A 24,673-nucleotide genomic window follows, 5' to 3' on the forward strand; every position below is an offset into this window, starting at 1 on the left:
CCGGCAGGACAGAGGGGGGTAACTTGGCGCAGACCCCGCCCCCTCATGGCTCGGCGAGCACAATGTTCTCCACGCCGCCGACATAATAGAACGGCTTCTGCTTCGACGATGTCAGCCGCACCACTTCGCGTGAAATATAGTCGGCAAGGCCGAACAGGGTGACGCCGCCGTCCGACGTCCTGGCTTTGCCGCGCAAGCCTTCAAGGATCGAATAGGTGAAGACGCCGTGGCCGAGTTCCGGCAGTTCGGCGGCGGTGTTGTTGGCGGCGGTCGCAGAAAACACCACGATGCGCGCGTCCTGCGCGTCCTTTTCCAGGCGCGGATTGAAGGCGTTGGCGGCGTGGCAGGTGTCGAGCAGCATGAAGCGCATGCCTTTTGCCCGCTCGACCGATTTCTGGATGTCCGACCAGTCGACAAGTGACGAACGTTTCCAGCGCTCGGCATCCTGTTTGCGGCCATCGGTCGGGATGAAATAATAGTCCTCGTCGATGTTGATGCCGTGGCCGGCGACGAAGATGATGGTGGTGTCGTGCTCGCCCGGCCTGTCGAGGAAATCGGCGAGCTGGTCGTCGATCGTGTCGGAGTCAGGCTCCATGACGGTGTCGGCACTGGCGACGGCGTAGGTCTGCTTGGCCTTGTCGGGGCTCTCGTCGAGCGCCTCGCGGTTGACCAGAACCAGCGTCTCCATCGATGAAAACAACGGCGCCGATTTCTGCGAAATCACCTTCAGGAATTCCGTCGCATCATCGACGGGATAGCGCAGGTCGCAGGCTCGGCCGGAACAGGCGTCGGTCAGGAACGGATATTTGTCGACGCCGATGACCGCGACATAGAGCTTGCCCTTGGCCTCGGCCTTCTCGGTCTTTCTCGCCAGTGCCGTGACGCTGCGTTCGGTCAGATAGCCAAACTCGTTGGTGCCAGTGATGCGGATGGTGTTCTCGCCGTTCTCGACTGGTATCTCGACAATGGTGCTGTTGTCGTTCACCGAGCGGGCGGTGACATCGCCGACATTGCGGCTGTTCGACAGGATCGAGAAGCCGGCGACATCCGTTCCAGCTTCCTTGGCGCCTGATATCTCGACGGCGACATAACCGTCGCGGACCTTGCTCTGGTCGTCGGCGAGGCGGATGGCGAACTCGAGCGGCTTGCGCTGCAGCAGCTTCTGCAACTCGTTGTCGACGCCAGGCCGCATCTCCTTGACCGCCTGTTTGGCGCTGCGCTGGATGATTGCCCGGCGCACCATTTCCGGGCTCCAGAGGTATTTTTTCAACTGGCCGGCGCGGATGAAGCGGCCTTCGTGGTCGCGGCCCTGGTTGACCTGCCAGCCGATCAGCTTGTCGCCCTCGTCGGAGGAATAATAGTAGCCCTGCGGCATCCAGACGATCCATTGCGAGCCGGCAACGAACATCGACGCGATCAGTTCGTGCGTCTGCAGGTTCCACAATCTGAGCGTCTGGTCGGCGCTGCCGGTGACGAGCAGGCCGGCCTTCTCCGAGGCGACCATGGCGTTGATCTCGCCGGTATGGCCGGTGAACTCGCCGGACACTTTCGCGGTCGCGGTTCTGTATTCGATCAGCGTGCCATCATTGCCGCCGGTGATCAGGCCAAGGCCATTGTCGATCAGCGTGTAGGCCGAATGGACAAAGCCGTTGGTGGCGTCGTTCTCGATGCTGCGCACCATTTTGCCGCCATTGGCGATCTCCAGCACCGCGTTTTCGAGCGCGTCCTTGCCGCCCGGCGCGGCTTGCAGCGACCACTGGCCGTCAGTGAGGGTGGCGCGGGCAAACGAACTCGGCTCGATCAGCGGCTGCGGGTCCTCGAAGAAACGCTCCGTGGTCGGCAACGCCAGCGTTTTGTCCAGCGCGCCCTGTTGTTCAGGGCAGGCCACGCGATCGGGGCAAGGGTTGGCATTGCCCCAGGCGATGATGTCGTTTGCCGCATCGATGCCGACCGCGGTCACCGGTTCGCCCACGCCCTGCAGCAGCGCCTTGCGCACACCGGTCGCGGGGTCCCAGACCTGGATGGCGTTGCGCGTGCCGCCGGCCGTCGCCACCAGCGAGCCATCGGCATTGGCGGCGCTGGCATAGACCGTGCCGTCATGACCGGTGTAGTCGAGCGCCTTCTCGCCGGTGTCGGTGTTCCAGACGATGGAGCGGTGCTTGTCGGCGCAGCGATAGCCGCAGGAGGCGACCAACCGCGACCCCTTGGCAAAGGTCAGCGAGCCGATGAGGAAATCCTGCTTCGGCATGGCGCGCGCCAGCGTGCCGTCGGCAGCCCGCCAGAGCTGCACCAGCCCGTCCTTGCTGCCGGTGGCAAACAGGCTGCCGTCCTGCGAAACGGCCAGTGCCATGACGCTGATGTCCCGCAGCGGCTCGGCTTCGTCAGGCAGTGCGATCTCTCCGCCCTTGACGACGTCCCAGAGCCGGATGCCATTGTCGGTGGTGGTCGCCGCCAGCCTTGTTCCCGCGGCGGCGAAGGCAAGCTTGTCGATGTGCCAGGAATCGGCGTCGAGCTTCTTGTCCAGCGTCCAGCCGCTCGCGGATTTGTCGTCTAGCCGCCAGAGATAGACGACGCCATCGGCGCCACCGGCAGCCAGCGTCTTGCCATCGGGAGAGAAGGCGAGATCGTAGGTCGCGTAGTTGGCGGCCTCGAGCACCGCCTTCATCTTGCCGGTGGCGAAGTCGAACAGCCTGATGTCGCCATAGGGCGGCTTGTCGCCAAGGCTGGCGCCGAAATAGCCTCCGGCGGCGATCGTCTTGCCGTCGGGCGAGACCGCGACCGCGAAAATCTTGCCGTCGCTGCCATTGCCGAGATAGCCGCGAATGGTGCGCAGCGTCACCCCGCTCTGCCAGTCCCAGACGCGGATGGTCTTGTCATTGGATGCCGAGACGATGTCCTCGCCATCGGGTGTGAAGGCGAGGTCGGTGACCTGCGCGCTGTGCCCACCGGTGTCGAGATCGAGGTGGAAATCCGGTGCGTCCTCGGCACGGGCCGCCGAATTCGCAATCAAGGCCCCGGCCACGGCCAGCCAGCGACAGCTGCGCATCAGGCGGAGGCTGGGTTTTTTCATCGCTATTTGGCTTCGGCCGCGGGCGGCCCATTGCGCACATAAGTCTCGATCGCCGAGGCGAAAGTGGGTGACCCCGCCTTGCGCTGCTTGTCGACATAGCCGGCAAAATAGCTCCAGAACGAGATGGCGTAGTCGCGGAAATAGGCATCCGTCACTTTGCGCGAACACAGGTCGCCGTCGACGCAGAAGGACAGGCGGTTGAGGAAATAGACGATGCGGTCGAAATTCTCGCTGAAATCGGCAAGCGGCATATCACCACCGGAGGCGGTCATCGCCTCGATGCCGATCCGCTGCCGGAACACCTGCTCCTCGGTCGGCGAGGGGTTTGCGCTGAGCAGATTGTCATATTTGGCGTTGAGGGCTGTCAGACGATCCTTCAGGGCACGCTGCGCCTGCTGGTAGTCCTTGTTCTCCCAGAGTTCGACCAGCGACATGGTCTGCTCGACGCGCTTCTGCTCCTGGTTGGCCAGGAACTGATAGACCGAGAACATCAGGGTGAAGATGATGGCGAGACGCACAGCCATGCCCGACCAGGCATAGACCAACATGCGCCAGTCGCGGTCGGTGAAGGGATTGCTCTCCTTCTTGATCTCGTGGCTGCTGGGCCACGGAAAGCCTTCGGTGGTTTCCGGCAGCGCCGGTTTGCCGGCCGGCGCCTTTGCGGGTGCGGCGGCTGCGGTCTGTCTGGTGTTGCCCGCCGGCTTCTTCATCCGCAGGTGTCCAGTTCAATGGTGGCGGAGGGATCCAGCACGATGCCTGGCGCCTCCAGCTTCTTTTTCAGGCATTGCAACTGCAGGCGCGAAATCATGAACTGTACGTCGGGCTCCGCCGCCCCCTTGTTCGGTGACGGCAAGGCTTCGACGACGCCGCGCGAGGCGCAGTTGCTGAGATCGACGACAACGGCGCCGCTGCCGCTTTTGGCGATCTGGTCGTACTGATCGAGAAAACAGGTCGCCAGTTCCGAGTTGATGACGATCTGCTTGACGCACAGGCCGCAGGCCTCGTCCGCCGAAGCGTTGGCGATCAGCAACAGGCCGCCGGCAAGGCCGGCCACCGTTCCACGCCAGGAAAACACAGAATTCTTCACAATCGATCCTATCCGTTTCATCCGGCCGTCATGCGCCAAGGCCGCGGCCGGGAATGTTCACATATCGCGCCGATCGCGCAAGAGCCGGCACAGCAGAGCCATTACGGCCTTGGGCGCCGGCATCCGCTCAGGCGCGGGGTACCGTTTCCATCGGGAAGATCATCACCGCGCCTTTCGGCCCGCTCTTGTCGGCAAGCCGCATCACCGAGCGGGTTGCCGGCGCCATACCGAGATCGGTCAGCATGTCGGAGAAGCCGGCAGAGCCTGTTCCGCGTGTCGCCGAGGCGACGCCGTCCTGCGCCAGGAAGCTCAGGTCCTCCTTCTCGCTCTCCGGCGGCGCTTCGGTCAAAACCGCGATCATCCGTTCCATGCCGAAGCTGGTGTCGGTGAAGGCCAGCAGCCCCTCCTCGATCGTGGCCTGCGGGGCGAGGCGTTCGGCAACGATATGAGTGATCGAATAGTCGCTGCCGACATAGAGCACGTTGATGTCGACCAGAAGGTCCGAGCTGTTCTTGGCCAGCACATGCACTTCGTCGCCCGGCGAGACGCGCGGCACCACCGAAGCCTGCAGCGGTTCGAGGCCATCCTTGTCGCGACGTTTGACCTGGAACTGGACGTCGACGTCCTCGGGCTTGTAGTCGGAGGCCGCCGCCAGCCGCGAAAGCCCGGTGGCGCGGAAGATGGTGCGCAGGTTCCTGGTCGTTGCATCGACCAGCTTCTGCCGGTCATCCAAGTGGATGACGATCAGCGGCGGCTTGCTGCCGTCCGTCAAGGTCACGTCGCCCGACGCCGGCAGGAACCACAGCGCTGGCTTGTCGGTCGCATCCTTGGCGGCGCCGGGAACAGCATTCTCGCGCATCACCGCAAACCGGAGCTCGGCGCTTTTGCCGGGCTCGACCAGCTCGATGTTGAAGCCGGTCTCCTTGGCTGTGGCCAGTTCGTCGAGAACCGAATTGACCAGAGCGGTTTCCTTCTCAAGTCCCTTGGCCGCGGCCGGGCGCGCCACGACGAGCTTGTAGTCGACCGCCATCTCCGCCACCCGCGCATAGGCGTTGGCGGGAATGTCGGCGACTTTGAGCGCCGGCTTCTTGTCGAACTCGACCGGCTTGACGCGGCTTTCCAGGTTCTTGGCCGACTGCACTTCCAAAAATCCGACCGCGTCGGAAAGCGGCGACAGCGCCGAAGGCAGGATGGCGAGCTTGCTGCCGGGGGTGAGGCGGTGCAGCAAGCCGGCGCCGATCGTCGCTTCGCCATCCTTGATGACGACAGGCCACTGCATGACCGCGTCGGTCTTGTCGGTGCCGAACACACGAGCATCCAGTTCGCCCTCGAACAGCGGTGTCGGCCGGGTGCGGCTGTCGGCCGAATATTGCTGCAGCACGGCCTGGCCGAGCTGGCGATAGGTGACGTTGGGGTTTTCGGCCAGTTTCGACAGGATGGTGAAGGTGAACAGGCCGAACCGGGGCGCATCCGCCGTGCCCTTGGGCAGCGGCATCTCCGGCGTCGTCTCCACCGTCTGTGCAGCATAGAAGGCGACCAGCTTGCCCTTGGTGATCGGTTCGCCGCCGGTCGGGGTCAGGGTGAAGGCGGGCTTGCGCGTGCCGTTGTCGTCGACGCCGCGCGAGCCGGCGGCCGAAATCACCTCGTCATAGGCCTTGATCGCAGCGGCCCGTTCGGCGTCGCTGCCGCCGACCAGGTCGGCGAATTCGACCTTGCGCTCCATTTCGTCGTCGACTTCCACTGCGCGCGTCGCGGTGCCGGAATGGCAGCAGTCGAACACAACCCAGACGAAGGCACCCTTGTCGCGAATGGCGTCGAGTGCTGCGCCGATCTCGTTGTCGACCAGCGCATTGGGCACGCCGGCATCGCGGTTGATCCATTTGTCGATGTCGACGGGCAGGAAGATCTCGTCGAGCCCGTCGGTCTCGTCGCCCTTGACCATCTGCGGCTGCTGGGCGCCGTGACCGGACAGATGCAAATAGACGAAATCGTCGCGCTGCACCTTGGCGGCAAGGTCGGCCAGTGCGGCCTTGATCGCCGCATGGGTCGGCAGGCCACTGGCGCCGGGGACATCCTTGGCGAGCAACGTGACGTTCTCCGGCGCGAACCGCACCGGGTCGGGCACGTTCTTCAGGAGATATTCGTGGACGAGGCCGGCATCGTTCTTCGGCCCGATCAGCCAGTTCCTCTGCGGTAGAGCAGGATATTCGGTGCAGGCGACCAGCAGTGCATGGTAGGTGCGCGATGCAGCCATGGTCCGGAACGACACCATGCCGGCCACCGTCAGCGCAGACGTGCCGACCAGCAGCGTCCGCCGGGTCAATTTGATCATGATTGCTTCCCCAAGCCCGATCGAATTTCCAAGCACGGCGACTCTTGCCGAAGATTTTGTCAGTATTTTGAATGTCGCATCGCAGAGCAACCTGCCTGTTCCCAATCCGGTCGATGATAGCGGTCTCTTCTGGGCAGATGTTGGAAACAGTAGCAAAAATGCTTGTTCGTCGCTATCTGGGTGGGACAGGGATCGTTTGCGCGCGGAAATGATGCGCGAGCGACGCAAGACAAGTTGGATCAGGACCATGGCGGCAAGGGATGTGCTGACGAAGAACCAGGTGTGCGTGCTCGAAAAGCTTGAGGCCGCCAGCGGCCCGCTCAGCGCCTACACCTTGCTTGACCAACTGCGCGAGCGGGGCTTTCGCGCACCGCTGCAGGTCTATCGGGCGCTCGACACGCTGGTGAAGTCCGGCTTCGTGCACCGGCTGGAAAGCATCAACTCCTTCGTCGCCTGCGCCGAGCCACACGACCACAGCCACTCGATGACCGCTTTCGCCATCTGCGACACATGCGGGCAGGTGACCGAAATGTCCGACCACGATGTCGGCCACCGACTGGACGAATGGGTTCGTTCCACCGGCTTCGCCGCCAAGAAGGCGGTGATCGAATTTCGCGGGACGTGTGCCAAGTGCCTGGCGGAGGCGGCTTAGGATCAGGCCAGCCAACCTATTGATGTTGGAGGGACAGCACCCCCTCTGTCCTGCCGGACNNAGATTGGCAGCTTCGGCGCTCCGCTCATTCCTGCAACGTTGGCGATTGGCGAAACCAGAAACGACATCCGATCTCCCCCCTTGCGGGGGAGATGTCCGCAGGACAGAGGGGGTGCGAAGGATCGCGGCGCGTCCAGCCGCTAGACTAATGCGCCTCGTCCCAGTTGTTGGCGGCCCGCGCGTCGACATGCAGCGGTACCGACATCGAAACCGCCGGCATCGCGGCGTTTTCCATGACATGACGGACGACCGGGATCGTCGCCTCGACTTCGCCCTCGATGGTCTCGAAGATCAGTTCGTCATGCACTTGCAACAGCATGCGTGCCGAAAGGCCCGCTTTTTCCAGCGCCTCCTCCATGCGGATCATGGCACGGCGGATGATGTCGGCGGCGGTGCCTTGCAGGCGGGCGTTGATCGAGGCGCGCTCGTTGAACGCGCGGAGTGAGGGATTGGACGATCTTATGTCCGGGTAATGGATGCGGCGGCCGAAGATCGTTTCGACAAAGCCGTGCTCGCGGGCATAGGCCTTGGTCTCTTCGATGTAGTCTCGGATGCCGGGGAAGCGCTCGAAATATTTCTTGATGTAGTTGCTCGCCTCCTCACGCGGGATCGACAGCTGGTTGGCAAGGCCGAAGGCCGAGATGCCGTAGATGATGCCGAAATTGATCGCCTTGGCGCGGCGGCGGACTTCCGAAGGCATGCCTTCGACCGGCACGTTGAACATTTCCGACGCGGTGATGGCGTGGATGTCGGCGCCGTCGGCAAAGGCCTGCCGCAGTTGCGGGATCTCGGCGACATGCGCAAGTACCCGCAATTCGATCTGGCTGTAGTCGGCCGAGACCAGCCGATGGCTCTTGTCGGTGATGAAGGCGGTCCTGATCTTGCGGCCTTCGGCGGTGCGCACCGGGATGTTCTGCAGGTTCGGATCGGAGGATGACAGGCGCCCCGTCGTCGTCGCGGCCAGCGCATAGGAGGTGTGGACGCGCTTGGTGTCGGGGTGGATGAAGCCGGGTAGGGCATCGGTATAGGTTGACTTCAGCTTGGTCAGCTGTCGCCAGTCGACGATCTTGCGCGGCAGTTCGTGGCCCTCGGCGGCAAGGTCTTCGAGAAGCTGCGCCGATGTCGACCACTGGCCGGTCTTGGTTTTGGAGCCGCCGGGCAGGCCCATGCGCCCGAACAGGATGTCGCCGAGCTGCTTGGGCGAGCCGATGTTGATGCGCTCGCCGATGAGCTGGTAGATTTCCTCTTCGAGGCGAGCGGCGCCCTGTGCCAGTTCGCCGGACAGTCGCGACAGAATCTGACGGTCGACCGAGATGCCGCGCTGTTCCATGCGCGCCAGCACCGGCACCAGCGGCCGTTCCAGCCGCTCATAGACCGACACCAGGCCCTTGGCGGCAAGCCGCGGTTTCAGCACCAGCCAGAGCCGCAGCGTCATATCGGCGTCTTCGGCGGCATGAGCGGTCGCCTTGTCGATGTCGACCTGATCGAAACCGACAGAGCTTTTGCCGGAGCCGGTGACGTCCTTGAGCAGGAGAGGGGTATGCCCCAGCCATTTCTCGGCAAGCGAGTCCAGGCCGTGACCATGGGGAGTGCCGGCATCGAGCACGTAGGAGATCAGCATGGTGTCGTCAAAAGGCACGACATCGATGCCATAACGGCTCATGACGACAAGATCGTATTTCAGGTTCTGCGCGACCTTGAGAACCGATCTGTCTTCCAGCAGCGGTTTCAGCAGGGCCAGCGCCTCGCGGAGAGGAATCTGGTTTTCGACCGCGCCACCGCCGAGCAGATCACCGTTGCCGCTCTTGTGGGTGAAAGGAATGTAGGCGGCGCGGCCGGGCGCCGTGGCGATGGATATGCCGATCAACTCGGCTTGCATCGGGTCAGAGGAAGTGGCCCTCACATCGAACGCAGCAAGGCCGGTCTCCTTTGCCTCGGCTACCCAGGCTTTCAGGGTCGCGACGTCGCGAATGCATTGATAGGCTGACGTATCGATCTTGCGGGTGGCCGCGCTCTCCAGCCGCAATGCTGCGAGCAAGGAAGGGGTGTCGCCTTGCTTCGGTGTCGCTGTCGAAGGTGTTGTGGTTGCCGTTCCGCCGGCTTGGCCTGGCTCGGCGCCGGGCTCGCTTCGGGCAACGGCTGGCGCTCCGGATCCGACATCGGGGCCATGGGCGTTGTCGGCACGCTCAACCGTCACCGACACAGCCTGGACGTCGCCGGCCTCGGTGCCTGTCGCTTCCGCCACGCGGCGGGTCAGCGAGGTGAATTCCATGGTCTTGAGGAAGCCGATCAGCTTCGGCCCGTCCGGCGCATGCAGGACGAAATCGTCCAGCCCCTCGGCCACCGGCACGTCGTTCATCAGCGTCACCAACTGACGCGAAATGCGCGCCTTGTCGGCGTTGGCGATGATGGATTCGCGCCTCTTGTCCTGCTTGATCTCGCCGGCGCGGGCCAGCAGCGTGTCGAGGTCGCCGAATTGTTCGAGCAGTTGTGCCGCCGTCTTCGGCCCGATGCCGGGCACACCAGGCACATTGTCGACCGAGTCACCGGTCAGCGCCTGCAGGTCGACCATTTTCTCCGGCGGCACGCCCCATTTCTCGATCACCTCCGGAATACCGATCTGGCGGTCCTTCATCGGGTCGTACATGCCGACCGTGTCGCCGACCAGCTGCATCAGATCCTTGTCGGAGGAGATGATGGTGGTGTCGCCGCCTGCTTCGCAGGCCAGCCTGGCATAAGTGGCGATCAGATCGTCGGCCTCGTAGCCTTCGATCTCGATGCAAGGGAGGTTGAACGCCCTGGTTGCCTGGCGGATGAGGCCGAATTGCGGGATCAGGTCTTCCGGCGGGGCCGAGCGGTTGGCCTTGTATTCGGGGTAGAGGTCGTTGCGGAAGGTTTTCGACGAATAGTCGAAAATGACGGCGAAATGCGTCGGCACAATGCCTACATCGGTGTTGCGGGCGTCGAGCATCAGCTTCCACAGCATGTTGCAGAAGCCGGAAACGGCACCCACCGGCAGACCGTCGGATTTGCGGGTCAGTGGCGGCAGCGCATGGTAGGCACGGAAGATGTAGCCGGAGCCATCGACAAGGAAGAGATGATCGCCTTTTTTCATGTCGGCAGGGATAGCGCGGCGCGGCGGCTTGGTCCATGCCAAAGGCACCGGCACCCACCGGTTCCGGCAACACCCTGACAGAACGGCGGCGGGCCGGCCTGCTCACGCCCATGTTACAAAAGTGTAATCTTCGTGCCCTTGAATCGCCACGTTCAAAGACACAAATAAAGGTCATCGGCAGTTTTCGCCGAGTCCGGAGCAAGGCCCGTCCCCCGCCTATCCCGGACACCTGCGGCAGCCTATCCCCCCTCTCCGGGCTGCCGCATCGTTTCGAGTGGAAGGCCGCCGTGGTTCCCCCTCCACCACGGCGGTCTTTTTTTACCTCAGACAGACGTTTGCAGCCCGTGGTCCAATGATCGCGGGCTTTTCGTTTTCCTGTCCTACCTTTACGGTTCCGGTTCTGAATCGAAAGGCTTCACACATGTCCGCAGTTTCCCCCGTCCTCGACCGTCTCGACAAGAACCTCGACCAGAGCCTCGAACGCCTGTTCGGCCTGCTCAGGATCAAGTCGATCTCCACCGATCCGGCCTATGCCGCCGACTGCCGCAAGGCGGCGGAATGGCTGGTGGCCGAACTCAAGCTGATCGGCTTCGACGCCAGCGTGCGCGATACGCCCGGACACCCAATGGTGGTCGCCCATCATGATGGCCCGGCCGGTGCGCCGCATGTGCTGTTCTACGGCCATTATGACGTGCAGCCGGTCGACCCGATCGAATTGTGGGAAAGCGATCCGTTCGCGCCCGCTGTCAAGGAGGTCGGACCAGACCACAAGGTGATCACGGGACGCGGCTCGGCCGACGACAAGGGCCAGTTGATGACCTTCGTAGAGGCTTGCCGCGCCTGGAAACAGGTGCATGGCAATCTGCCGTGCCGCATCACCATCCTGTTCGAGGGCGAGGAGGAATCCGGCTCACCGTCGCTGAAGCCGTTCCTCGAGGCCAATGCCGACGAGCTCAAGGCTGATTTCGCGCTGGTCTGCGATACCGGCATGTGGGATCGCGACACGCCGTCGATCTGCGTCGGATTGCGCGGGCTGGTCGGTGAGGAGATCACGGTGAAGGCCGCCGACCGCGACCTGCATTCCGGCCTTTATGGCGGTGCTGCCGCCAACCCGATCCGCATCCTGGTCAAGGTTTTGGCCGATATCCACGACAAGGACGGCCACATCACCATTCCCGGCTTCTATGACGGGGTCGAGGAAACGCCGTCGCAGATCCTGAAATCATGGGAGACGCTTGGCGAGACGGCCGAGACGTTCCTCGGGCCAGTCGGCCTGTCGATCCCGTCGGGCGAAAAGGGCCGCTCGGTGCTGGAATTGACCTGGGCGCGGCCGACGGCCGAGTTCAACGGCATCATCGGCGGCTACACCGGCAAGGGCTTCAAGACGGTGATCGCGGCGGAAGCCTCGGCAAAAGTCTCCTTCCGCCTCGTCCACAAGCAGGATCCCCAGAAGATCCGCGCCGCGTTCCAGAAATTCGTCCAGGAGCGCATCCCGGCCGACTGCTCGGTCGAATTCCACCCGCATGGCGGCTCGCCGGCGATCCAGCTTTCCTACGACTCGCCGTTCCTGGCCAAGGCCAAGAATGCGCTGTCCGACGAATGGCCGAAGCCGGCGGTGACGACGGGCAGCGGCGGTTCGATCCCGGTGGTCGGCGATTTTCAGACCTATCTCGGCATGGAATCGCTGCTGGTCGGGTTCGGCCTCGACGACGACCGCATCCACTCGCCCAACGAAAAATACGAGCTCAGCTCCTTCCACAAGGGCCAGCGCTCCTGGGCACGGATTCTCGAAGCCTTGACGCGCTGAGCGGCGGGACCCTCGTTTTCCTGTTGATTTTTCAGCGGATCGCGGCGAGGACGGGCCACAAGACAAAAGCGCTACAGCGTCCCTTGCGGGGCAAGGGACGCGCAAGGCTCGACCGGAGAAGACAATGGCCGATATCCGTTTCCATAAGCATGATCTGCCAGACCTCTCGCACTACAATGTCGGGGCGGTGGCCATCGACACCGAGACGCTCGGGCTCAATCCGCATCGCGACCGGCTGTGCGTGGTGCAGATTTCGCCTGGCGACGGCACGGCCGATGTCATCCAGATCGCGCCCGGCCAGAAGAAGGCGCCGAACCTCGTCAGCCTGCTGAGGAACCGTGGCATAACCAAGCTCTTCCATTTCGGCCGGTTCGATCTCGCCGTGCTCTACAATGCGTTCGGGGTAATGCCGGAGCCTGTGTTCTGCACCAAGATCGCCTCGCGGCTAACCCGCACTTACACCGACCGCCACGGGCTGAAAGACATCTGCTTCGAGCTTCTCGGCGTCGGCCTGTCCAAGGCGCAGCAATCGTCGGACTGGGCGGCCGAAACATTGTCGCCCGAACAGCTCGAATATGCGGCTTCCGATGTGCTCTATCTGCACCGGTTGCACGATGTGCTGGCCGGGCGGCTGGCGCGCGATGGGCGAACCAAGGAGGCCGATGCCTGCTTCCGCTTCCTGCCGACGCGTGCCAAACTCGATCTGATGGGCTGGGGCGAAGAGGATATCTTCGCCCACAGCTGACGGTCGCTGAGGCGAGTTGCTGCCGATGGCCGGTTGGAACCAGATGCCGGCCGCCGCGTTCTGTCGGCTCAGTTTGTCGGTTCAAAGGGGGATGACATGGCGGACAGAAAGCCGATAGCGACCGCGCCGACCGACGGCTCCAAAGTCTCCGTCACCTGGAAGGACAGCGACGGCGTGATCAACGAATCCATCGCGCAATATCGCGACGACGGCTGGTGGGTCTACACCGACAGTCACACGCAAAAGAAGGTCGAGCCGACCAGTTGGCGGCCTGCCGCAAGCGACGATGACGATTAGAGCAGTTCACCGTTTCACGGAAACGGCGAGCTGCTCTAACTCTTTGTTTTGACGCAACTCTCTAGGGGAAAGCGCTACGCTTTTGCCAGGAAAACCGCTTTACACTTTTCCTAGAATTGCTCTGGTGAGCGCGCCGCTGGCGAGGCCGGCTGCTTTCGAATAGCCTGAAGCCGTTGATATCGAGGCCGATTCGGAGCTTTCCGTTCCGCCGTCGCCCTCTTGCTCGGAGGAAATCGCTATGGGTGTCGAAAGCCTGCTCGTCTTCATCATCATCGGTGCCATCGCCGGCTGGCTCGCCGGTCTCATCGTTTCCGGCTTCGGCTTCGGTCTGATCGGCAACATCATCGTCGGCATCGTCGGCGCGTTCATCGCCGGCTGGCTGTTCCCGCGGATCGGCTTCTCCATCGGCGGCGGCATTCTCGCCTCCATCATCCATGCCACCATCGGCGCCATCATCCTGCTGGTGCTGGTCAAGGTCCTGAAACGAGCCTGAGGCTCGACAACGCAAAGAGCGCGCCATGAAACAGAATACGCTCTATCTCGTCATTGGCGCGCTCGTCGTCGTGGTCATCGCGCTCGGTATCTATGTCTATCGCGAGCAGACCAAGCCGAAGGGCGTCGAGCTCAAGATCGACGACAAGGGCATCTCGATCCAGCAGAACTGAACCGTCGATCGGTGGATGCGGGAGCGCGACATGGTGGCTTCTGACGCATCGGAAGGCGCTGATCGGCCCGCAATCACCGTCGCGGAATGGGAGAGGCTGAACAGGCCGCCAAGGCGCGAGGCGCTGCTGCGCTATCATTGGCGGGTATTTCGCTTCCTGAGGTCATCCGCGCCGGTCAGCGAACTGCAGGGACGAGAGCAGGCTTTCCGCGATGCGATCATCGCTAGCGTGGCCTTCAACCGACCCGACGTGATCGAATGGCAAATACATCTCGTGCGCCGATATCTGGCCGAGCACGACAGCTACATCGTCTTCGACAACAGCAAGAAGGACGAGGCAAGGGAAGCAATCCGCGATCTCTGTCGTCGCCAGCATGTCCCCTATGTCGCCTTGCCGAGAAACAGGCTGGTTGTCAGCAGGTCGCACGGTCAAGCGCTCAACTGGATCGTGCGGAATTTCTTGCCCAGGTTCGGGCCGAAGCTCTTCGGCTTCATCGACCATGACATCTTTCCGACTGAACCATTTTCAATCCGCGCCCGGATGGAGGGCAAAAGCCTCTACGGCAGCGTGCGGCGCGATACACCGACACCGGGCGGCTGGTTCCTGTGGCCCGGTTTCTGTTTTTTCGACGGAAGCCTGCTGCGGCGACGGCTGGATTTCGCCCCGAGCTACAAGTTTCATATGGATTCCGGCGCCGGCAACTGGCCGGTGCTCTACAGGTCGATCGATCCGACGCTGGTTCGGTTCGCTGAAAACAAATCGCTACGCTTCGGCGCGGGATATGATCAATCCGAGGATTTTTTCATGGTGGTCGATGGCTGGCTGCATGTGACGAACGCTTCGAACTGGAGACGACAGCAGATTGACAGGGGCGAACACATTCTCGCGCTGTTGCGGCAAGCCGGCGGTCCTGACCAGCCGGATGTGAAGTTCGAGCCTATCTGAACCAGACATCAAAGCCGGGCAGGGTTTGGCAATGGGCCGGGCCGACGAGACAGATTTTCAGCCTTCAATGCCAACGAGAGGCGCATGACGATACACCAGATCGATTTCAAGGCAGGCGGTGCCGTGCGGGCCGCGCTTGCGGAAATCGGACGCACCGAAGACCTGCGCTTCTCGCCGGACAACCGGCTGCTGGCAATTGCCGGATATGCGCGCAAGCGCTGCCTGATCCTGCGCATCGACGTCGAGACGGGACCTGATGGTCCAGGCGTCACACTTCACAATTTCATGGAGTTGACGTCCGACAGCATGGGCGAAATCCATGGTCTCGATTTCATCGATGATCGCACCCTGGCGATCGCCAACCGCGACGGGCTGGTTGCGCTGTTTGCTCTGCCGCGTGAAGAACCGGCTGGCCAGAGTCGTGAGATCGCGGCCATTCGCCAGCTCCGAGGCAGGCGGCCCTACAAACTAAATTCGCCGGGCTCCGTCGCCGTCAGGCAGGAGTCGTACGGCCGCGTCAGCCTGCTGGTCTGCAACAACTACACGCATCTGGTCACACGGCACGTCGTTAACCGGTGGCTTGGCTATCGCGCTACAAGCAATCAGCTGTTTCTGAAGCGCGGTCTCGATATACCGGACGGCATTGCGCTCAGCCATGACGGAAAGTGGATCGCTGTCAGCAGCCACGGCACAAAGGATGTGAAGATCTACAGCATGTCCGCGTCGCTTGGACCGGACAGTGAACCGGCCGGTATCCTGCAGAATGCCGGCTATCCGCACGGCGTGCGCTTTACCGCTGACGATCGGCACATCCTCGTCGCCGACGCGGGCAGCCAGATGGTGCATGCCTATGCCGGCGACGGTGGCTGGAAGGAGCATCGCGAGCCCGCGCGCTCGGTTGCTGTGCTCGACGAGGCAACCTTCCTGCGCGGCAGGGCCAGTTTTGACGAGGGCGGGCCGAAAGGCCTCGATATCGACCGGTCCAACAGCGTCGTCGCGGTGACTTGCGAAGAGCAGGCGCTGGCCTTTTTCCCACTGGCGACGATACTCGGTGCAGTTGAAAATTGCCGGCAAGGCAGGACCATTGCACCGGCGTAGCGGCCGGAAGAGAGCCCAACCCGACATGGAATTAGAATGACGGATCGACGCTTCGGCGCTATGATGGCGGCATAGGGCGTTTGGGCCAACCAACCTAACCACTAGGAGGTTGCTATGAAGCACCAAACACTGGACCAACTGCATGCAGTGGCCGAGATCAACACCACACAGCCGGTAATGAGTCGAACCCAGCGTCTCGTACGTTGGGCCGAACTTCTTGAACGTGAGCCCAGCCGGCTCCTGAACGCGCTTGCCGGGACCGAATACCGTGCGCCGCCCGAGCGCGATGTGATGCGAGGCGATGGCTCGCCGATAACGGTTGCCTTCACTGACCCCATTCTGCGCGACGAAGGTCTGAGAGACGACAGCTATGGCGAAGCCAAGCGCTTCTTCGAGTTGACCGACCACCAACTGCACGAGATTGTCTGCTACTGCCATGTTGGCGAGGTTATGCAATCGTCCAGGGCAGCGCTTTCGGTTCGTGCGGCGATCGGCTGACGCATGTCCGCCAGGTGATCACCTGGTGACGAGATGATTTAGGGCGCGGTCCAACGCGAAGCTGCAACCATTTGCGATCGCGCCCTAACGAGGAACATGGTTGCATCGCCTGCCAAAGGCTTGTCCGCGCGGCAGTTGGCAGGAGTTGGGTCTTTGGCGCCCGAACAAAAATGCTGCGGTTTCTGATTGTTCTATCTTCGAGGGTGTGGAGCGCTCGCTAGCGCCAGAATAAGGGGCCTCGAACCGAGCGACAACGGCCAGACCCCAAGCATTTGATTATCAATCGCTTTGAATTTTTCCGACTTAACCCGCCTTTAAACCGCCGCATCTACTCTTCAACCCGAACGCCATAGGCATCGGGGATATCAAGCACAGCGCATGGCGAACCGCAGAGACAGCCGCATCGAACCCAGTTTCGAGGGACCGCCGCAGGCGCGATCCTCGGCGGGTCTTTCGGCGAACGAGGAGGATCGCGTCGTGCCGAGCAACCGCAAAGCCTCCGCCAAACGCAAGCCGGCCAAAGGGAAATCGTCGCGCGGTGGGCGCGGCAGGAGCCGGCGCGGCCTGTTCGGCGTGCTCGGCCGGCTGTTCTACTGGTGCTTCGTGCTCGCCATCTGGGGCGGCATCGCGGTGGCCGGCATCGTCGTCTACTACGGCGCCAAGATGCCGGCGGCGACGACCTGGTCGATCCCCGACCGCGCGCCCAACATCAAGATCGTCTCGGCCGATGGCCAATTGCTCGCCAATCGCGGCATGAGCGGTGGCGAGGCGGTCGGCCTGCACGAAATGTCGCCCTATATCCCAGAGGCCGTCATCGCCATCGAGGATCGTCGCTTCTACTCGCATTTCGGCATCGACCCGATCGGCCTGTCGCGTGCCATGGTGACCAATGTTCTGGGCGGGCATTTCTCGCAGGGCGGTTCGACGCTGACCCAGCAATTGGCCAAGAACCTGTTCCTGACGCCCGACCGCACGCTGGAGCGCAAGGTGCAGGAGGTGCTGCTGGCGCTATGGCTGGAGCACAAGCACACCAAGGATCAGATCCTCGAAATGTACCTCAACAGGGTCTATTTCGGTTCCGGCGCCTATGGCGTCGAAGCGGCCTCGCGGCGTTATTTCGGCAAGAGCGCGCGCGACGTCACCCTGTCGGAAGCCGCATTGCTTGCCGGCCTGTTGAAGGCGCCGTCGCGGCTGTCGCCGGCACGCGATCCGAAGGCTGCCGAGGAACGCTCGCAGCTGGTGCTTGCCGCCATGCGCGACGAGGGCAAGATCAGCGCCAAGGAGCTGACCTCGGCGATGAGCGCGCCGGCAACGCGTGCGCCGTCCTACTGGACCGGCTCGGAGAACTATGTCGCCGACACCATCATGGAGGAACTGCCCGACCTGATCGGCGACGTGCGCGGCGACATCGTCGTCGACAGCACCGTCGACCTGAACCTGCAGAAGCTCGCCGAGCAATCGATCCGCAGGCTGATCGACGACAGCGGCAAGAAGCTCAACGTCAGCCAGGGCGCCCTGGTGTCGATCGACGATTCCGGTGCGGTGCGCGCCATGGTCGGCGGCTACGACTATTCGACGAGCCAGTTCGACCGCGCTTCGGAAGCACGCCGCCAGCCGGGCTCGGCGTTCAAGCCGTTCGTCTATATGGCCGCGCTTGAGGCCGGCCGCACTCCCGACAGCGTGCGCAACGATGCGCCGATCAAGATCGGCAACTGGACGCCCGACAATTACGGCGGCAAGTATTTCGGCAAGGTGACGCTGGCCACCGCATTGGCCAAATCGCTGAATTCGGTTGCCGCCCAGCTGACCATGGAGGTCGGGCCGAACGCGGTTGTCGAGGCGGCGCACCGCATGGGCATCCAGTCCGACCTGCAATCCAACACCTCGATCGCGCTCGGCACCTCGGAAGTGACGCCGCTGGAGCTGACATCGGCCTATGTGCCCTTCGCCAATGGCGGCTACAAGCCGGACATCCATTTCATCCGCCGCGTGACGACCACCGACGGCAAGGTGCTCTACGACAGCGGTGGCGGCAGCGCGCCGCGTGTCGTCAAGCCCGAGATCGTCGGCATGATGAACTCTATGATGACGGGTACGGTCGAGACCGGCACCGCCCGGAAAGCGGCTTTCGCCTGGCCGTCCGCCGGCAAGACCGGCACCAGCCAGAATTCGCGCGACGCCTGGTTCGTCGGCTACACCGCCAACCTCACCACCGGTGTGTGGTTCGGCAATGATGACGGCAGTCCGATGAAGAAGGTCACCGGCGGCGCACTGCCGGCGCAGGCATGGCACGAATTCATGGTCGCAGCCCACGAGGGCGTGCCGGTGCGGCCGCTGCCCGGCACCTGGAAATCGACGCCGGCCGACACCATCGTGCCCGATGAGATACCCTCGGCAAACAACACGCCACCGGCGCCGGTTCCATCCGCGTCCGTCGGCCAGCAGGCGCCGCAGGCGCGGCCAGCTGCGCCGGTCGCCCAGGCGCCAGCACCGGTCCGCGCGGCCCGTCCCGCCCAGACCGTCGATGCCAATGGCCTTTCCATGCCGGAGGACGACGGCGCCACCGCCTCGATCAAGCACCCGGTGCCGCCAGGCAACGTCGGCGGTCCACGCAAGAAGCGGCAGACCTCGATCCTCGATCTCCTTGGCGGCTAAAGCGCGTCGCGCGCTTTAGAGCTTTGTCTATATGCGTGTCGTTGCTTCAAAGCCGAGGCCACTTTTGAGCGACATGCATTAGCGGCAACTCGCCTCTCGCCACTTCGGCGTCGTTCGGCTACATCTCCGGCCCGGAGACCCTGAAATGGCTGAACTCGACACCAGAAAGACCATCGTGCTGACCGGCGCCAGCCGCGGCATCGGCCACGCCACGGTCAAGCGATTTTCGCGCGAGGGCTGGCGCGTCATCACCTGCTCGCGCCAGGCGTTCGCCGAGGACTGTCCCTGGCCGGCAGGTCCTGAGGACCACATCAAGGTCGATCTCGCCGACCAGGAGGATGTCGGTATCGCGGTGTCGGAAATCCGCCACCGGCTGGAAGCGCATGGCGGCCAGCTGCATGCGCTGGTCAACAATGCCGGCATTTCGCCGAAGCTCAAGGACGGCAACAGCCGCATGGACTCGATCGACACGCCGATGCATGTCTGGCGCGACGTGTTCCAGGTCAATTTCTTCGCGCCGATCATGCTGGCGCGCGGACTGTTCAAGGAACTGGCGGCGGCCAAGGGCTCGATCGTCAACGTCACCTCGATCGCCGGCACCCGCGTGCATCCCTTTGCCGGCACCGCCTATGCGACATCGAAGGCGGCACTCGGCTCGCTGACGCGCGAGATGGCGCATGATTTCGGCCCGCACGGCATTCGCGTCAACGCCATCGCGCCCGGCGAGATCGACACCGCGATCCTGTCGCCGGGCACGGACAAGATCGTCGAGACGATCCCGTTGAGAAGGCTCGGCACCACGGCCGAGGTCGCCGACATCATCTTCTTTCTGTGCTCGCAGCAGGCGTCCTATGTGACGGGCTCGGAAATCCACATCAATGGCGGCCAGCATGTGTGAGCGGCCGACTTCAGGTCGAGGACTGCTCATTCCGCTAGGGTGAGAACGGCCTTGCCGCTGAAGCTGCGTTGTCGCAGTGCGTCCAGGGCTTGGGCAATGTCTGTCCACGGCACGGTCAGGGCCACGCGTGTTTCGAGCCGGCCGGCCGCGACCAGAGCGAGCAGCGAGGCGATGTCCGCGCCAATGCCTGGACCAGACGTGTAGTAGGCAAAAGTCTGAAGCCTCGCCCCTTCATGATCCGGAACGAACTGGCGGAATCCAATGGGCGTGAGTTCGCCGCTGCTCGAGCCGAACATGACGATGGTCCCGCCGGGTGCCACGCGTTCGATGGCGTGGGCGAGGCTTTTGCCGCCGACCGACTCGGTGATCAGCGAAAACGGTCCCTCGGCCAGTTCGATCGCTTCGACAACCTGCTCGGCCCCAAGGTTACGGAGATCCTCGGCATGCCGGGCGGCGGCGATCGCGGTGACCGAGGCGCCTTGCAGGCGGGCAAGCTGGATCTGGAAACGACCGACCGCACCGCTTGCGCCGGTGATCAGGACCTGCTGGCCGGTCAGGTCGCCGCCATGGCGCAAAGTCCTCAGCGCCGTCGTGCCCGCGACCGGAAGCGTGGCTGCCGAAACGAAGCTGACGTCATCCGGCAAGACCGCGAGACGGTCGGTCGGAACGGCGACCCGTTCGGCCCAGCCGGCCTGGTCGACCAGAGCCGCAACCCGGGCGCCCATGGCTGGCCCGGAACCATCGGCTGCTGCCCGTTCGACAAACCCGACGATGTCCTGGCCCGGTATCCAGCCGTCCGGGCGAATGGCGAGCAGGCGCAGTTCGCCGCGGTTCAAAGAGGTCGCGCGGACCGAGACAAGCGCCTCGTTCGAGGCCGTTTGAGGCTCGGCAAGCTCCGCGATCCTCAGTCCGGTCGCGCTGTCGGAAGAGATGACTAGAGCGAGCATGGTTCATACCTCATTGCTGCGTGGTGGGCGCATAGCCTTCGGGCGGCTGGTCTTGCCGGTTCGCAAGGCGGCCGCTGATCGAAGAACCCTGCACCAAGCTCCGGACGTGCTCATCCACAAGCCGGAACCTATCGACTTTCTCTCCTGAATAATTTAGATATCAAAGCATTCGATCGCTAAAACTCGTCAATCATGAGACAACCCCTCCGCTACCCCTGGCTCGATTTCGATGTGGATGAGCGTTCCGAGCCGGTGATTGCCGTGCGCGTTGACGTCACCGAGACCAGGGCTGAGGTCCCCTCCCATTGGCACCGCAAAGGCCAACTTGTTTTCGTGCTCGGTGGTGGCGTCACCTGCCGCGTCCCGAGCGGTCTATGGATGGTGCCGCCGCATTGCGGCGTGTGGATTCCGGGCGGTATGGAGCACAGCAATATCGCCACCGCCAATGCCCGGATTTTCTTCGTGTACATCGAGCCGGGAGCCGCAGATCTGCCAGACCGCTGCTGCACGCTTTCGATCTCGCCGCTGCTGCGCGAACTGATCATCGAGCTGTCCGATGGTGTGCAGGACGACGATTCACGGATGGCTGTGCTGTCCAAGGTTCTGCTCAGCGAGCTGCCGCGCATGCCTGTCCAGCAACTGCATATGCCGATATCGTCAGAGCCGCGCTTGAGACGGATCGCCGATGCTTTGGCTGAAAATCCTGCCGACCGCAGCAATCTGGCAGAATGGGCCAGGCGTGTCGCTCTCAGCGAGAGCAGCCTGGCACGCCTGGCGGTGAGAGAAACAGGCCTGAGCTTCGGACGCTGGCGCCAGCAATTGCATCTGATCGTCGCGATACGGGAACTGGCCTCGGGCGCGAGCGTGCAGCAGGTTTCGGCAGATCTCGGCTATGAGTCCGTCACAGCCTTCATCACCATGTTCAAGAAGGCGCTGGGCAAGCCGCCTGCGCAGTATCTCAGCAGCGTCGCGCAGAATGGCGGCTCTGCGTTCGTTGCGTGATCAATTCGATTGAGGGCAGGTTGTCGAGTTCGACAGGCCAAATGCCGTCGCCGGCCACCGGCCTATCCGTTGACATGCGGAAGCTCAGGCCGCGGCACCCGGCTTGTGGCCAAGCACCTCTTCGACAATGCCGCGGGCGATTTCGCGCTCGCCCATGATCACCGTGTCGGCGCCGAGGCCCTTGAGGTGCTCGACCTCGGCGTCGGAATGGGCGCGGGCGATGACGTTGATGCCGGGGTTGGCGGCGCGTGCCCTGAGCACGATCTGGCCGGCCTCGAAGGCGTTGGGAATGGCCAGGATCAGCCGCTTCGCCCCTTCGGGATTGGCGGCGGCGAACACTTCGGCGTTGGCCGCGTTGCCGGAAACCGTCTCGATGCCATCGGCCTTCAGTCTGGCCAGCGTCTTGTCGGCATCCTCGACGACGAGGAAGGGCAAGGCGGCCTCTTTCAACGACGCACCGACGAGACTGCCGACGCGGCCGTAGCCGATCAGGATGGCGTGGTCGGTGAGGGTTGTCCTGGGCGGCGGCCCGTCTTCCGCTTTCGTCGTGGCTGCAACAGAGGCCACATGGCCCGGCTCCGTCGCCGGACCAACCGGCTTTGCCTCGGCCGGCGGTGCCGTCCTGGCGGCACGCCGCTCCAGCCATGGCTTCATCCAGTCGATGGCCAGGAACATCAGCGGGTTGAGGACGATCGACAGGATGGCGCCGGCCAGGATGAGGTCGCGACCTTGTTCGGGCAACAGTTTCAGCCCGACGCCGAGCTCGGCCAGGATGAAGGAGAATTCGCCGATCTGGGCAAGGCTTGCCGAGATCATCAGTGCCGTGGCCAGGGGATAACCGAAGGCAACGACGATGAGGAACGCCGCCAACGATTTGCCGATGACGATGATGGCCAGCGTCGCCAGGATCGGCCAGCCATTGCTGATCAGGCTGAACGGGTCGAACAGCATGCCGACCGAGACGAAGAACAGCACGGAGAAGGCATCGCGCAATGGCAGCGATTCTTCCGCCGCGCGGTGGCTGAGTTCGGACTCGCTCATGATCATGCCGGCGAAGAAGGCACCCAGCGCCAGCGAGACGCCGAACAGTTTGGCCGCGCCGAAGGCGACGCCGAGCGCTATGGCGAGCACCGCCAGCCGGAACAATTCGCGCGAGCCGGTGTGGGCGACATAGTGCAGGATCCAGGGAATGACCCGGCGGCCGACCACCAGCATGACGACGACGAAAGCGGCGACCTTGGCCAGCGTGATGCCGACGACGCCCCAGATGCCGTAACTGGCCGGTAGCGACAGCAGGCCGCTCGCATGGGTGTCCACCTGCTCTTGGCCGCCGAGCACGCCGGCAAGCGCCGGCAGCAGCACCAGCGCCAGCACCATGGCCAGATCCTCGACGATCAGCCAGCCGACGGCGATGCGGCCGCGCTCGGTCTCGATCATCCGCCGCTCCTGCAGCGCGCGCAGCAACACCACGGTCGAGGCGACCGACAGCGCCAGGCCGAAAACCAGCCCCGCACCCATCGACCAGCCGAGCATCCAGGCAAGGCCGGCGCCGAGCGCGGTGGCAAAGCCGATCTGGACGATGGCGCCGGGCACGGCGATGGCGCGCACCGACAGCAGGTCCTTCAACGAGAAGTGCAGGCCGACGCCGAACATCAGCAGGATGACGCCGATTTCGGCGAGTTCGTTGGCAAGGCCGGCATCGGCGACGAAGCCGGGCGTGTTCGGCCCGACCAACACGCCGGCTACGAGATAGCCGACCAGAGGCGGAATACGGAAGCGGTTGGCGAGAGCGCCGAAGACGAAAGCCAGCCCCAGACCGGCGACGATGGTGGCGATAAGGGGCGTGTCATGCGGCATTGTGTATGGAGCGCCTTTCAAAATCAGCAATGTCGGATGGGCGCCGCCCGAAGCCGCCGCCTGTTTGCAATATGGTGGATGGGGTGTCGGCGATGCAACCCGCAAAGCCATGAAATCGACGGTGCGGCCGCAAAAACTTGACCGGCAGCCGAAGAAGCCGCCGGCCGGATTTGAATTCGCGCGATGATATTGCGTTCCGATCCGGCGCGATCGATCGACACCAATCAGGTTGCCTGCAGCAGGGCCTCGATCTCTGGTATGGCGCGGTTGGTCAGTGTCTTGGGAATTTCGGCGGTCACCCTGTCCTCGACTTCCTTGTGCAGCTTCTTGCGCATTGCCCCAAGCAGCATCGGCGGTGCGACAAGCACGATCTCCTTGAACTCGCCGCTATGGGCGAGCTTGTAGAGCCGGGCGGCGATCTCATCGGCGAAACGCTCCTTGCCGATGCGGTGCCAGTCCGTGTCCTCGACCGCGCTGCGGTGCACGGAGGGACCATCATTGTATCGGCCCGGGCTGTCACTGCCTTGCTCACGGGTGGGCGGGTTGTCCTGCTGCATTTCCTGCACCACCTCGAGATTCGGATATTTGTTGTCACCGGCGTTCCTGAGGAAAAGCGCCTTCTCGCCATCGGCCACCATGACCCAGATGCCGTGCTTCAGATTGATTGTGCTCATGATGACAGGTTCCTTCTAGGGCCGCGCGGGCATCTTGTGACATGCCGCGGCCGGGTTTCGATCCGACGTGATGGGCTGTTTGGGGAACGCGCCCCGAACCGGTAATGTTCCAACCAGACCCTCGCGGGTATCGGTCATTCGGGTCATCCAATGCCTGCGGCTTTAATCTACTAAATTGGTAGAATTTAGAAAAAACTGTTTTGCGGCATTTGTCGTCGGGCGCTAAAAGACCTACAAATCAAGGCCTGCGACAGCGGCTTGAATCCGCT

Annotated in this window: 20 protein-coding genes; 12 read left to right on the plus strand and 8 right to left on the minus strand. The window is 63.2% G+C overall.

Annotated features, from left to right (window positions below; all coding sequences use genetic code 11):
- Nucleotides 1-43 precede the first annotated feature (43 nt).
- The 4 genes from FCU66_RS07840 to FCU66_RS07855 form a co-directional block, all read right to left on the minus strand.
- The gene (locus FCU66_RS07840; RefSeq protein WP_246093828.1) at nucleotides 44-3,070 is read right to left on the minus strand and encodes a caspase family protein; all 3,027 of its coding nucleotides are present in this window, start codon (nucleotides 3,068-3,070) and stop codon (nucleotides 44-46) included.
- Nucleotides 3,071-3,072: 2 nt separating this feature from the next.
- Complete coding sequence (locus FCU66_RS07845; protein WP_136618496.1) at nucleotides 3,073-3,780, minus strand: DUF4760 domain-containing protein; 708 nt, start codon at nucleotides 3,778-3,780, stop codon at nucleotides 3,073-3,075.
- Nucleotides 3,777-4,157, minus strand: a complete 381-nt coding sequence (locus FCU66_RS07850) for a hypothetical protein (protein WP_136618497.1) — start codon at nucleotides 4,155-4,157, stop codon at nucleotides 3,777-3,779. Before FCU66_RS07850 ends, FCU66_RS07845 begins: the two co-directional genes overlap by 4 nt.
- A 127-nt stretch (nucleotides 4,158-4,284) precedes the next feature.
- A complete protein-coding gene (locus tag FCU66_RS07855) occupies nucleotides 4,285-6,489 on the minus strand; it encodes a caspase family protein (RefSeq protein WP_136618498.1) in 2,205 nt (734 codons plus the stop codon).
- A 247-nt stretch (nucleotides 6,490-6,736) separates the two neighbouring features.
- On the opposite strand from FCU66_RS07855, the gene FCU66_RS07860 reads away from it, so the two are divergent.
- Entirely contained in the window at nucleotides 6,737-7,141 is a 405-nt protein-coding gene (locus tag FCU66_RS07860) for a Fur family transcriptional regulator (protein WP_127264562.1), read from the plus strand.
- Nucleotides 7,142-7,346: 205 nt separating this feature from the next.
- On the opposite strand, the gene polA is transcribed toward FCU66_RS07860, so the two are convergent.
- Nucleotides 7,347-10,316: a DNA polymerase I gene (polA, locus tag FCU66_RS07865; RefSeq protein ID WP_168991906.1), complete on the minus strand. Its 2,970-nt coding sequence runs from the start codon at nucleotides 10,314-10,316 to the stop codon at nucleotides 7,347-7,349.
- A gap of 421 nt (nucleotides 10,317-10,737) precedes the next feature.
- On the opposite strand from polA, the gene FCU66_RS07870 reads away from it, so the two are divergent.
- The 10 genes from FCU66_RS07870 to FCU66_RS07915 all read left to right on the plus strand — a co-directional run bounded on the left by FCU66_RS07870 (nucleotide 10,738) and on the right by FCU66_RS07915 (nucleotide 19,924).
- A complete protein-coding gene (locus tag FCU66_RS07870) occupies nucleotides 10,738-12,123 on the plus strand; it encodes a dipeptidase (RefSeq protein ID WP_136618499.1) in 1,386 nt (461 codons plus the stop codon).
- Nucleotides 12,124-12,247: 124 nt separating this feature from the next.
- A complete protein-coding gene (locus FCU66_RS07875) occupies nucleotides 12,248-12,868 on the plus strand; it encodes a ribonuclease D (RefSeq protein WP_136618500.1) in 621 nt (206 codons plus the stop codon).
- 96 nt (nucleotides 12,869-12,964) lie between these two features.
- The gene (locus FCU66_RS07880) at nucleotides 12,965-13,165 is read left to right on the plus strand and encodes a hypothetical protein (RefSeq protein ID WP_127261154.1); all 201 of its coding nucleotides are present in this window, start codon (nucleotides 12,965-12,967) and stop codon (nucleotides 13,163-13,165) included.
- A 238-nt stretch (nucleotides 13,166-13,403) separates the two neighbouring features.
- Entirely contained in the window at nucleotides 13,404-13,658 is a 255-nt protein-coding gene (locus FCU66_RS07885) for a GlsB/YeaQ/YmgE family stress response membrane protein (protein WP_056594910.1), read from the plus strand.
- A gap of 25 nt (nucleotides 13,659-13,683) precedes the next feature.
- On the plus strand, nucleotides 13,684-13,830 hold the full coding sequence (locus FCU66_RS07890; RefSeq protein ID WP_013529552.1) for a hypothetical protein: 147 nt from the start codon (nucleotides 13,684-13,686) through the stop codon (nucleotides 13,828-13,830).
- Nucleotides 13,831-13,860: 30 nt separating this feature from the next.
- Nucleotides 13,861-14,775 (plus strand): hypothetical protein, encoded by a 915-nt coding sequence (locus tag FCU66_RS07895; protein ID WP_136618501.1) that lies wholly within the window; start codon nucleotides 13,861-13,863, stop codon nucleotides 14,773-14,775.
- 84 nt (nucleotides 14,776-14,859) lie between these two features.
- Nucleotides 14,860-15,873, plus strand: coding sequence for an NHL repeat-containing protein (locus tag FCU66_RS07900; protein WP_136618502.1), 1,014 nt, complete (start codon nucleotides 14,860-14,862; stop codon nucleotides 15,871-15,873).
- A 114-nt stretch (nucleotides 15,874-15,987) separates the two neighbouring features.
- The gene (locus FCU66_RS07905) at nucleotides 15,988-16,371 is read left to right on the plus strand and encodes a hypothetical protein (RefSeq protein WP_136618503.1); all 384 of its coding nucleotides are present in this window, start codon (nucleotides 15,988-15,990) and stop codon (nucleotides 16,369-16,371) included.
- A 378-nt stretch (nucleotides 16,372-16,749) separates the two neighbouring features.
- The gene (locus tag FCU66_RS07910; RefSeq protein ID WP_136618504.1) at nucleotides 16,750-19,026 is read left to right on the plus strand and encodes a transglycosylase domain-containing protein; all 2,277 of its coding nucleotides are present in this window, start codon (nucleotides 16,750-16,752) and stop codon (nucleotides 19,024-19,026) included.
- A gap of 145 nt (nucleotides 19,027-19,171) precedes the next feature.
- Nucleotides 19,172-19,924 carry an SDR family NAD(P)-dependent oxidoreductase gene (locus FCU66_RS07915; protein WP_095199543.1) on the plus strand — a complete coding sequence of 251 codons (753 nt, stop codon included), beginning with the start codon at nucleotides 19,172-19,174 and terminating at the stop codon, nucleotides 19,922-19,924.
- 26 nt (nucleotides 19,925-19,950) lie between these two features.
- On the opposite strand, the gene FCU66_RS07920 is transcribed toward FCU66_RS07915, so the two are convergent.
- Complete coding sequence (locus FCU66_RS07920; RefSeq protein WP_136618505.1) at nucleotides 19,951-20,871, minus strand: zinc-binding dehydrogenase; 921 nt, start codon at nucleotides 20,869-20,871, stop codon at nucleotides 19,951-19,953.
- Nucleotides 20,872-21,063: 192 nt separating this feature from the next.
- On the opposite strand from FCU66_RS07920, the gene FCU66_RS07925 reads away from it, so the two are divergent.
- Entirely contained in the window at nucleotides 21,064-21,873 is an 810-nt protein-coding gene (locus FCU66_RS07925) for an AraC family transcriptional regulator (protein WP_136618506.1), read from the plus strand.
- 84 nt (nucleotides 21,874-21,957) lie between these two features.
- On the opposite strand, the gene FCU66_RS07930 is transcribed toward FCU66_RS07925, so the two are convergent.
- A complete protein-coding gene (locus FCU66_RS07930; RefSeq protein WP_136618507.1) occupies nucleotides 21,958-23,730 on the minus strand; it encodes a cation:proton antiporter domain-containing protein in 1,773 nt (590 codons plus the stop codon).
- Nucleotides 23,731-23,954: 224 nt separating this feature from the next.
- Nucleotides 23,955-24,404, minus strand: coding sequence for a baeRF12 domain-containing protein (locus FCU66_RS07935; protein ID WP_136618508.1), 450 nt, complete (start codon nucleotides 24,402-24,404; stop codon nucleotides 23,955-23,957).
- Between the last annotated feature and the right edge of the window lie 269 nt (nucleotides 24,405-24,673).

Source organism: Mesorhizobium norvegicum (assembly GCF_004919685.1).
Lineage (GTDB): Bacteria > Pseudomonadota > Alphaproteobacteria > Rhizobiales > Rhizobiaceae > Mesorhizobium > Mesorhizobium norvegicum.

What these genes read in the sequence shown, in the direction of transcription:
- FCU66_RS07885 (WP_056594910.1), top strand. Translation starts at nt 13,404, where the DNA reads ATGGGTGTCGAAAGCCTGCTCGTCTTCATCATCATCGGTGCCATCGCC.
- polA (WP_168991906.1), bottom strand. Translation starts at nt 10,316, where the DNA reads ATGAAAAAAGGCGATCATCTCTTCCTTGTCGATGGCTCCGGCTACATC.
- FCU66_RS07900 (WP_136618502.1), top strand. Translation starts at nt 14,860, where the DNA reads ATGACGATACACCAGATCGATTTCAAGGCAGGCGGTGCCGTGCGGGCC.
- FCU66_RS07920 (WP_136618505.1), bottom strand. Translation starts at nt 20,871, where the DNA reads ATGCTCGCTCTAGTCATCTCTTCCGACAGCGCGACCGGACTGAGGATC.
- FCU66_RS07860 (WP_127264562.1), top strand. Translation starts at nt 6,737, where the DNA reads ATGGCGGCAAGGGATGTGCTGACGAAGAACCAGGTGTGCGTGCTCGAA.
- FCU66_RS07890 (WP_013529552.1), top strand. Translation starts at nt 13,684, where the DNA reads ATGAAACAGAATACGCTCTATCTCGTCATTGGCGCGCTCGTCGTCGTG.
- FCU66_RS07895 (WP_136618501.1), top strand. Translation starts at nt 13,861, where the DNA reads ATGGTGGCTTCTGACGCATCGGAAGGCGCTGATCGGCCCGCAATCACC.
- FCU66_RS07845 (WP_136618496.1), bottom strand. Translation starts at nt 3,780, where the DNA reads ATGAAGAAGCCGGCGGGCAACACCAGACAGACCGCAGCCGCCGCACCC.
- FCU66_RS07840 (WP_246093828.1), bottom strand. Translation starts at nt 3,070, where the DNA reads ATGAAAAAACCCAGCCTCCGCCTGATGCGCAGCTGTCGCTGGCTGGCC.
- FCU66_RS07935 (WP_136618508.1), bottom strand. Translation starts at nt 24,404, where the DNA reads ATGAGCACAATCAATCTGAAGCACGGCATCTGGGTCATGGTGGCCGAT.
- FCU66_RS07930 (WP_136618507.1), bottom strand. Translation starts at nt 23,730, where the DNA reads ATGCCGCATGACACGCCCCTTATCGCCACCATCGTCGCCGGTCTGGGG.
- FCU66_RS07880 (WP_127261154.1), top strand. Translation starts at nt 12,965, where the DNA reads ATGGCGGACAGAAAGCCGATAGCGACCGCGCCGACCGACGGCTCCAAA.
- FCU66_RS07875 (WP_136618500.1), top strand. Translation starts at nt 12,248, where the DNA reads ATGGCCGATATCCGTTTCCATAAGCATGATCTGCCAGACCTCTCGCAC.
- FCU66_RS07905 (WP_136618503.1), top strand. Translation starts at nt 15,988, where the DNA reads ATGAAGCACCAAACACTGGACCAACTGCATGCAGTGGCCGAGATCAAC.
- FCU66_RS07910 (WP_136618504.1), top strand. Translation starts at nt 16,750, where the DNA reads ATGGCGAACCGCAGAGACAGCCGCATCGAACCCAGTTTCGAGGGACCG.
- FCU66_RS07915 (WP_095199543.1), top strand. Translation starts at nt 19,172, where the DNA reads ATGGCTGAACTCGACACCAGAAAGACCATCGTGCTGACCGGCGCCAGC.
- FCU66_RS07925 (WP_136618506.1), top strand. Translation starts at nt 21,064, where the DNA reads ATGAGACAACCCCTCCGCTACCCCTGGCTCGATTTCGATGTGGATGAG.
- FCU66_RS07855 (WP_136618498.1), bottom strand. Translation starts at nt 6,489, where the DNA reads ATGATCAAATTGACCCGGCGGACGCTGCTGGTCGGCACGTCTGCGCTG.
- FCU66_RS07870 (WP_136618499.1), top strand. Translation starts at nt 10,738, where the DNA reads ATGTCCGCAGTTTCCCCCGTCCTCGACCGTCTCGACAAGAACCTCGAC.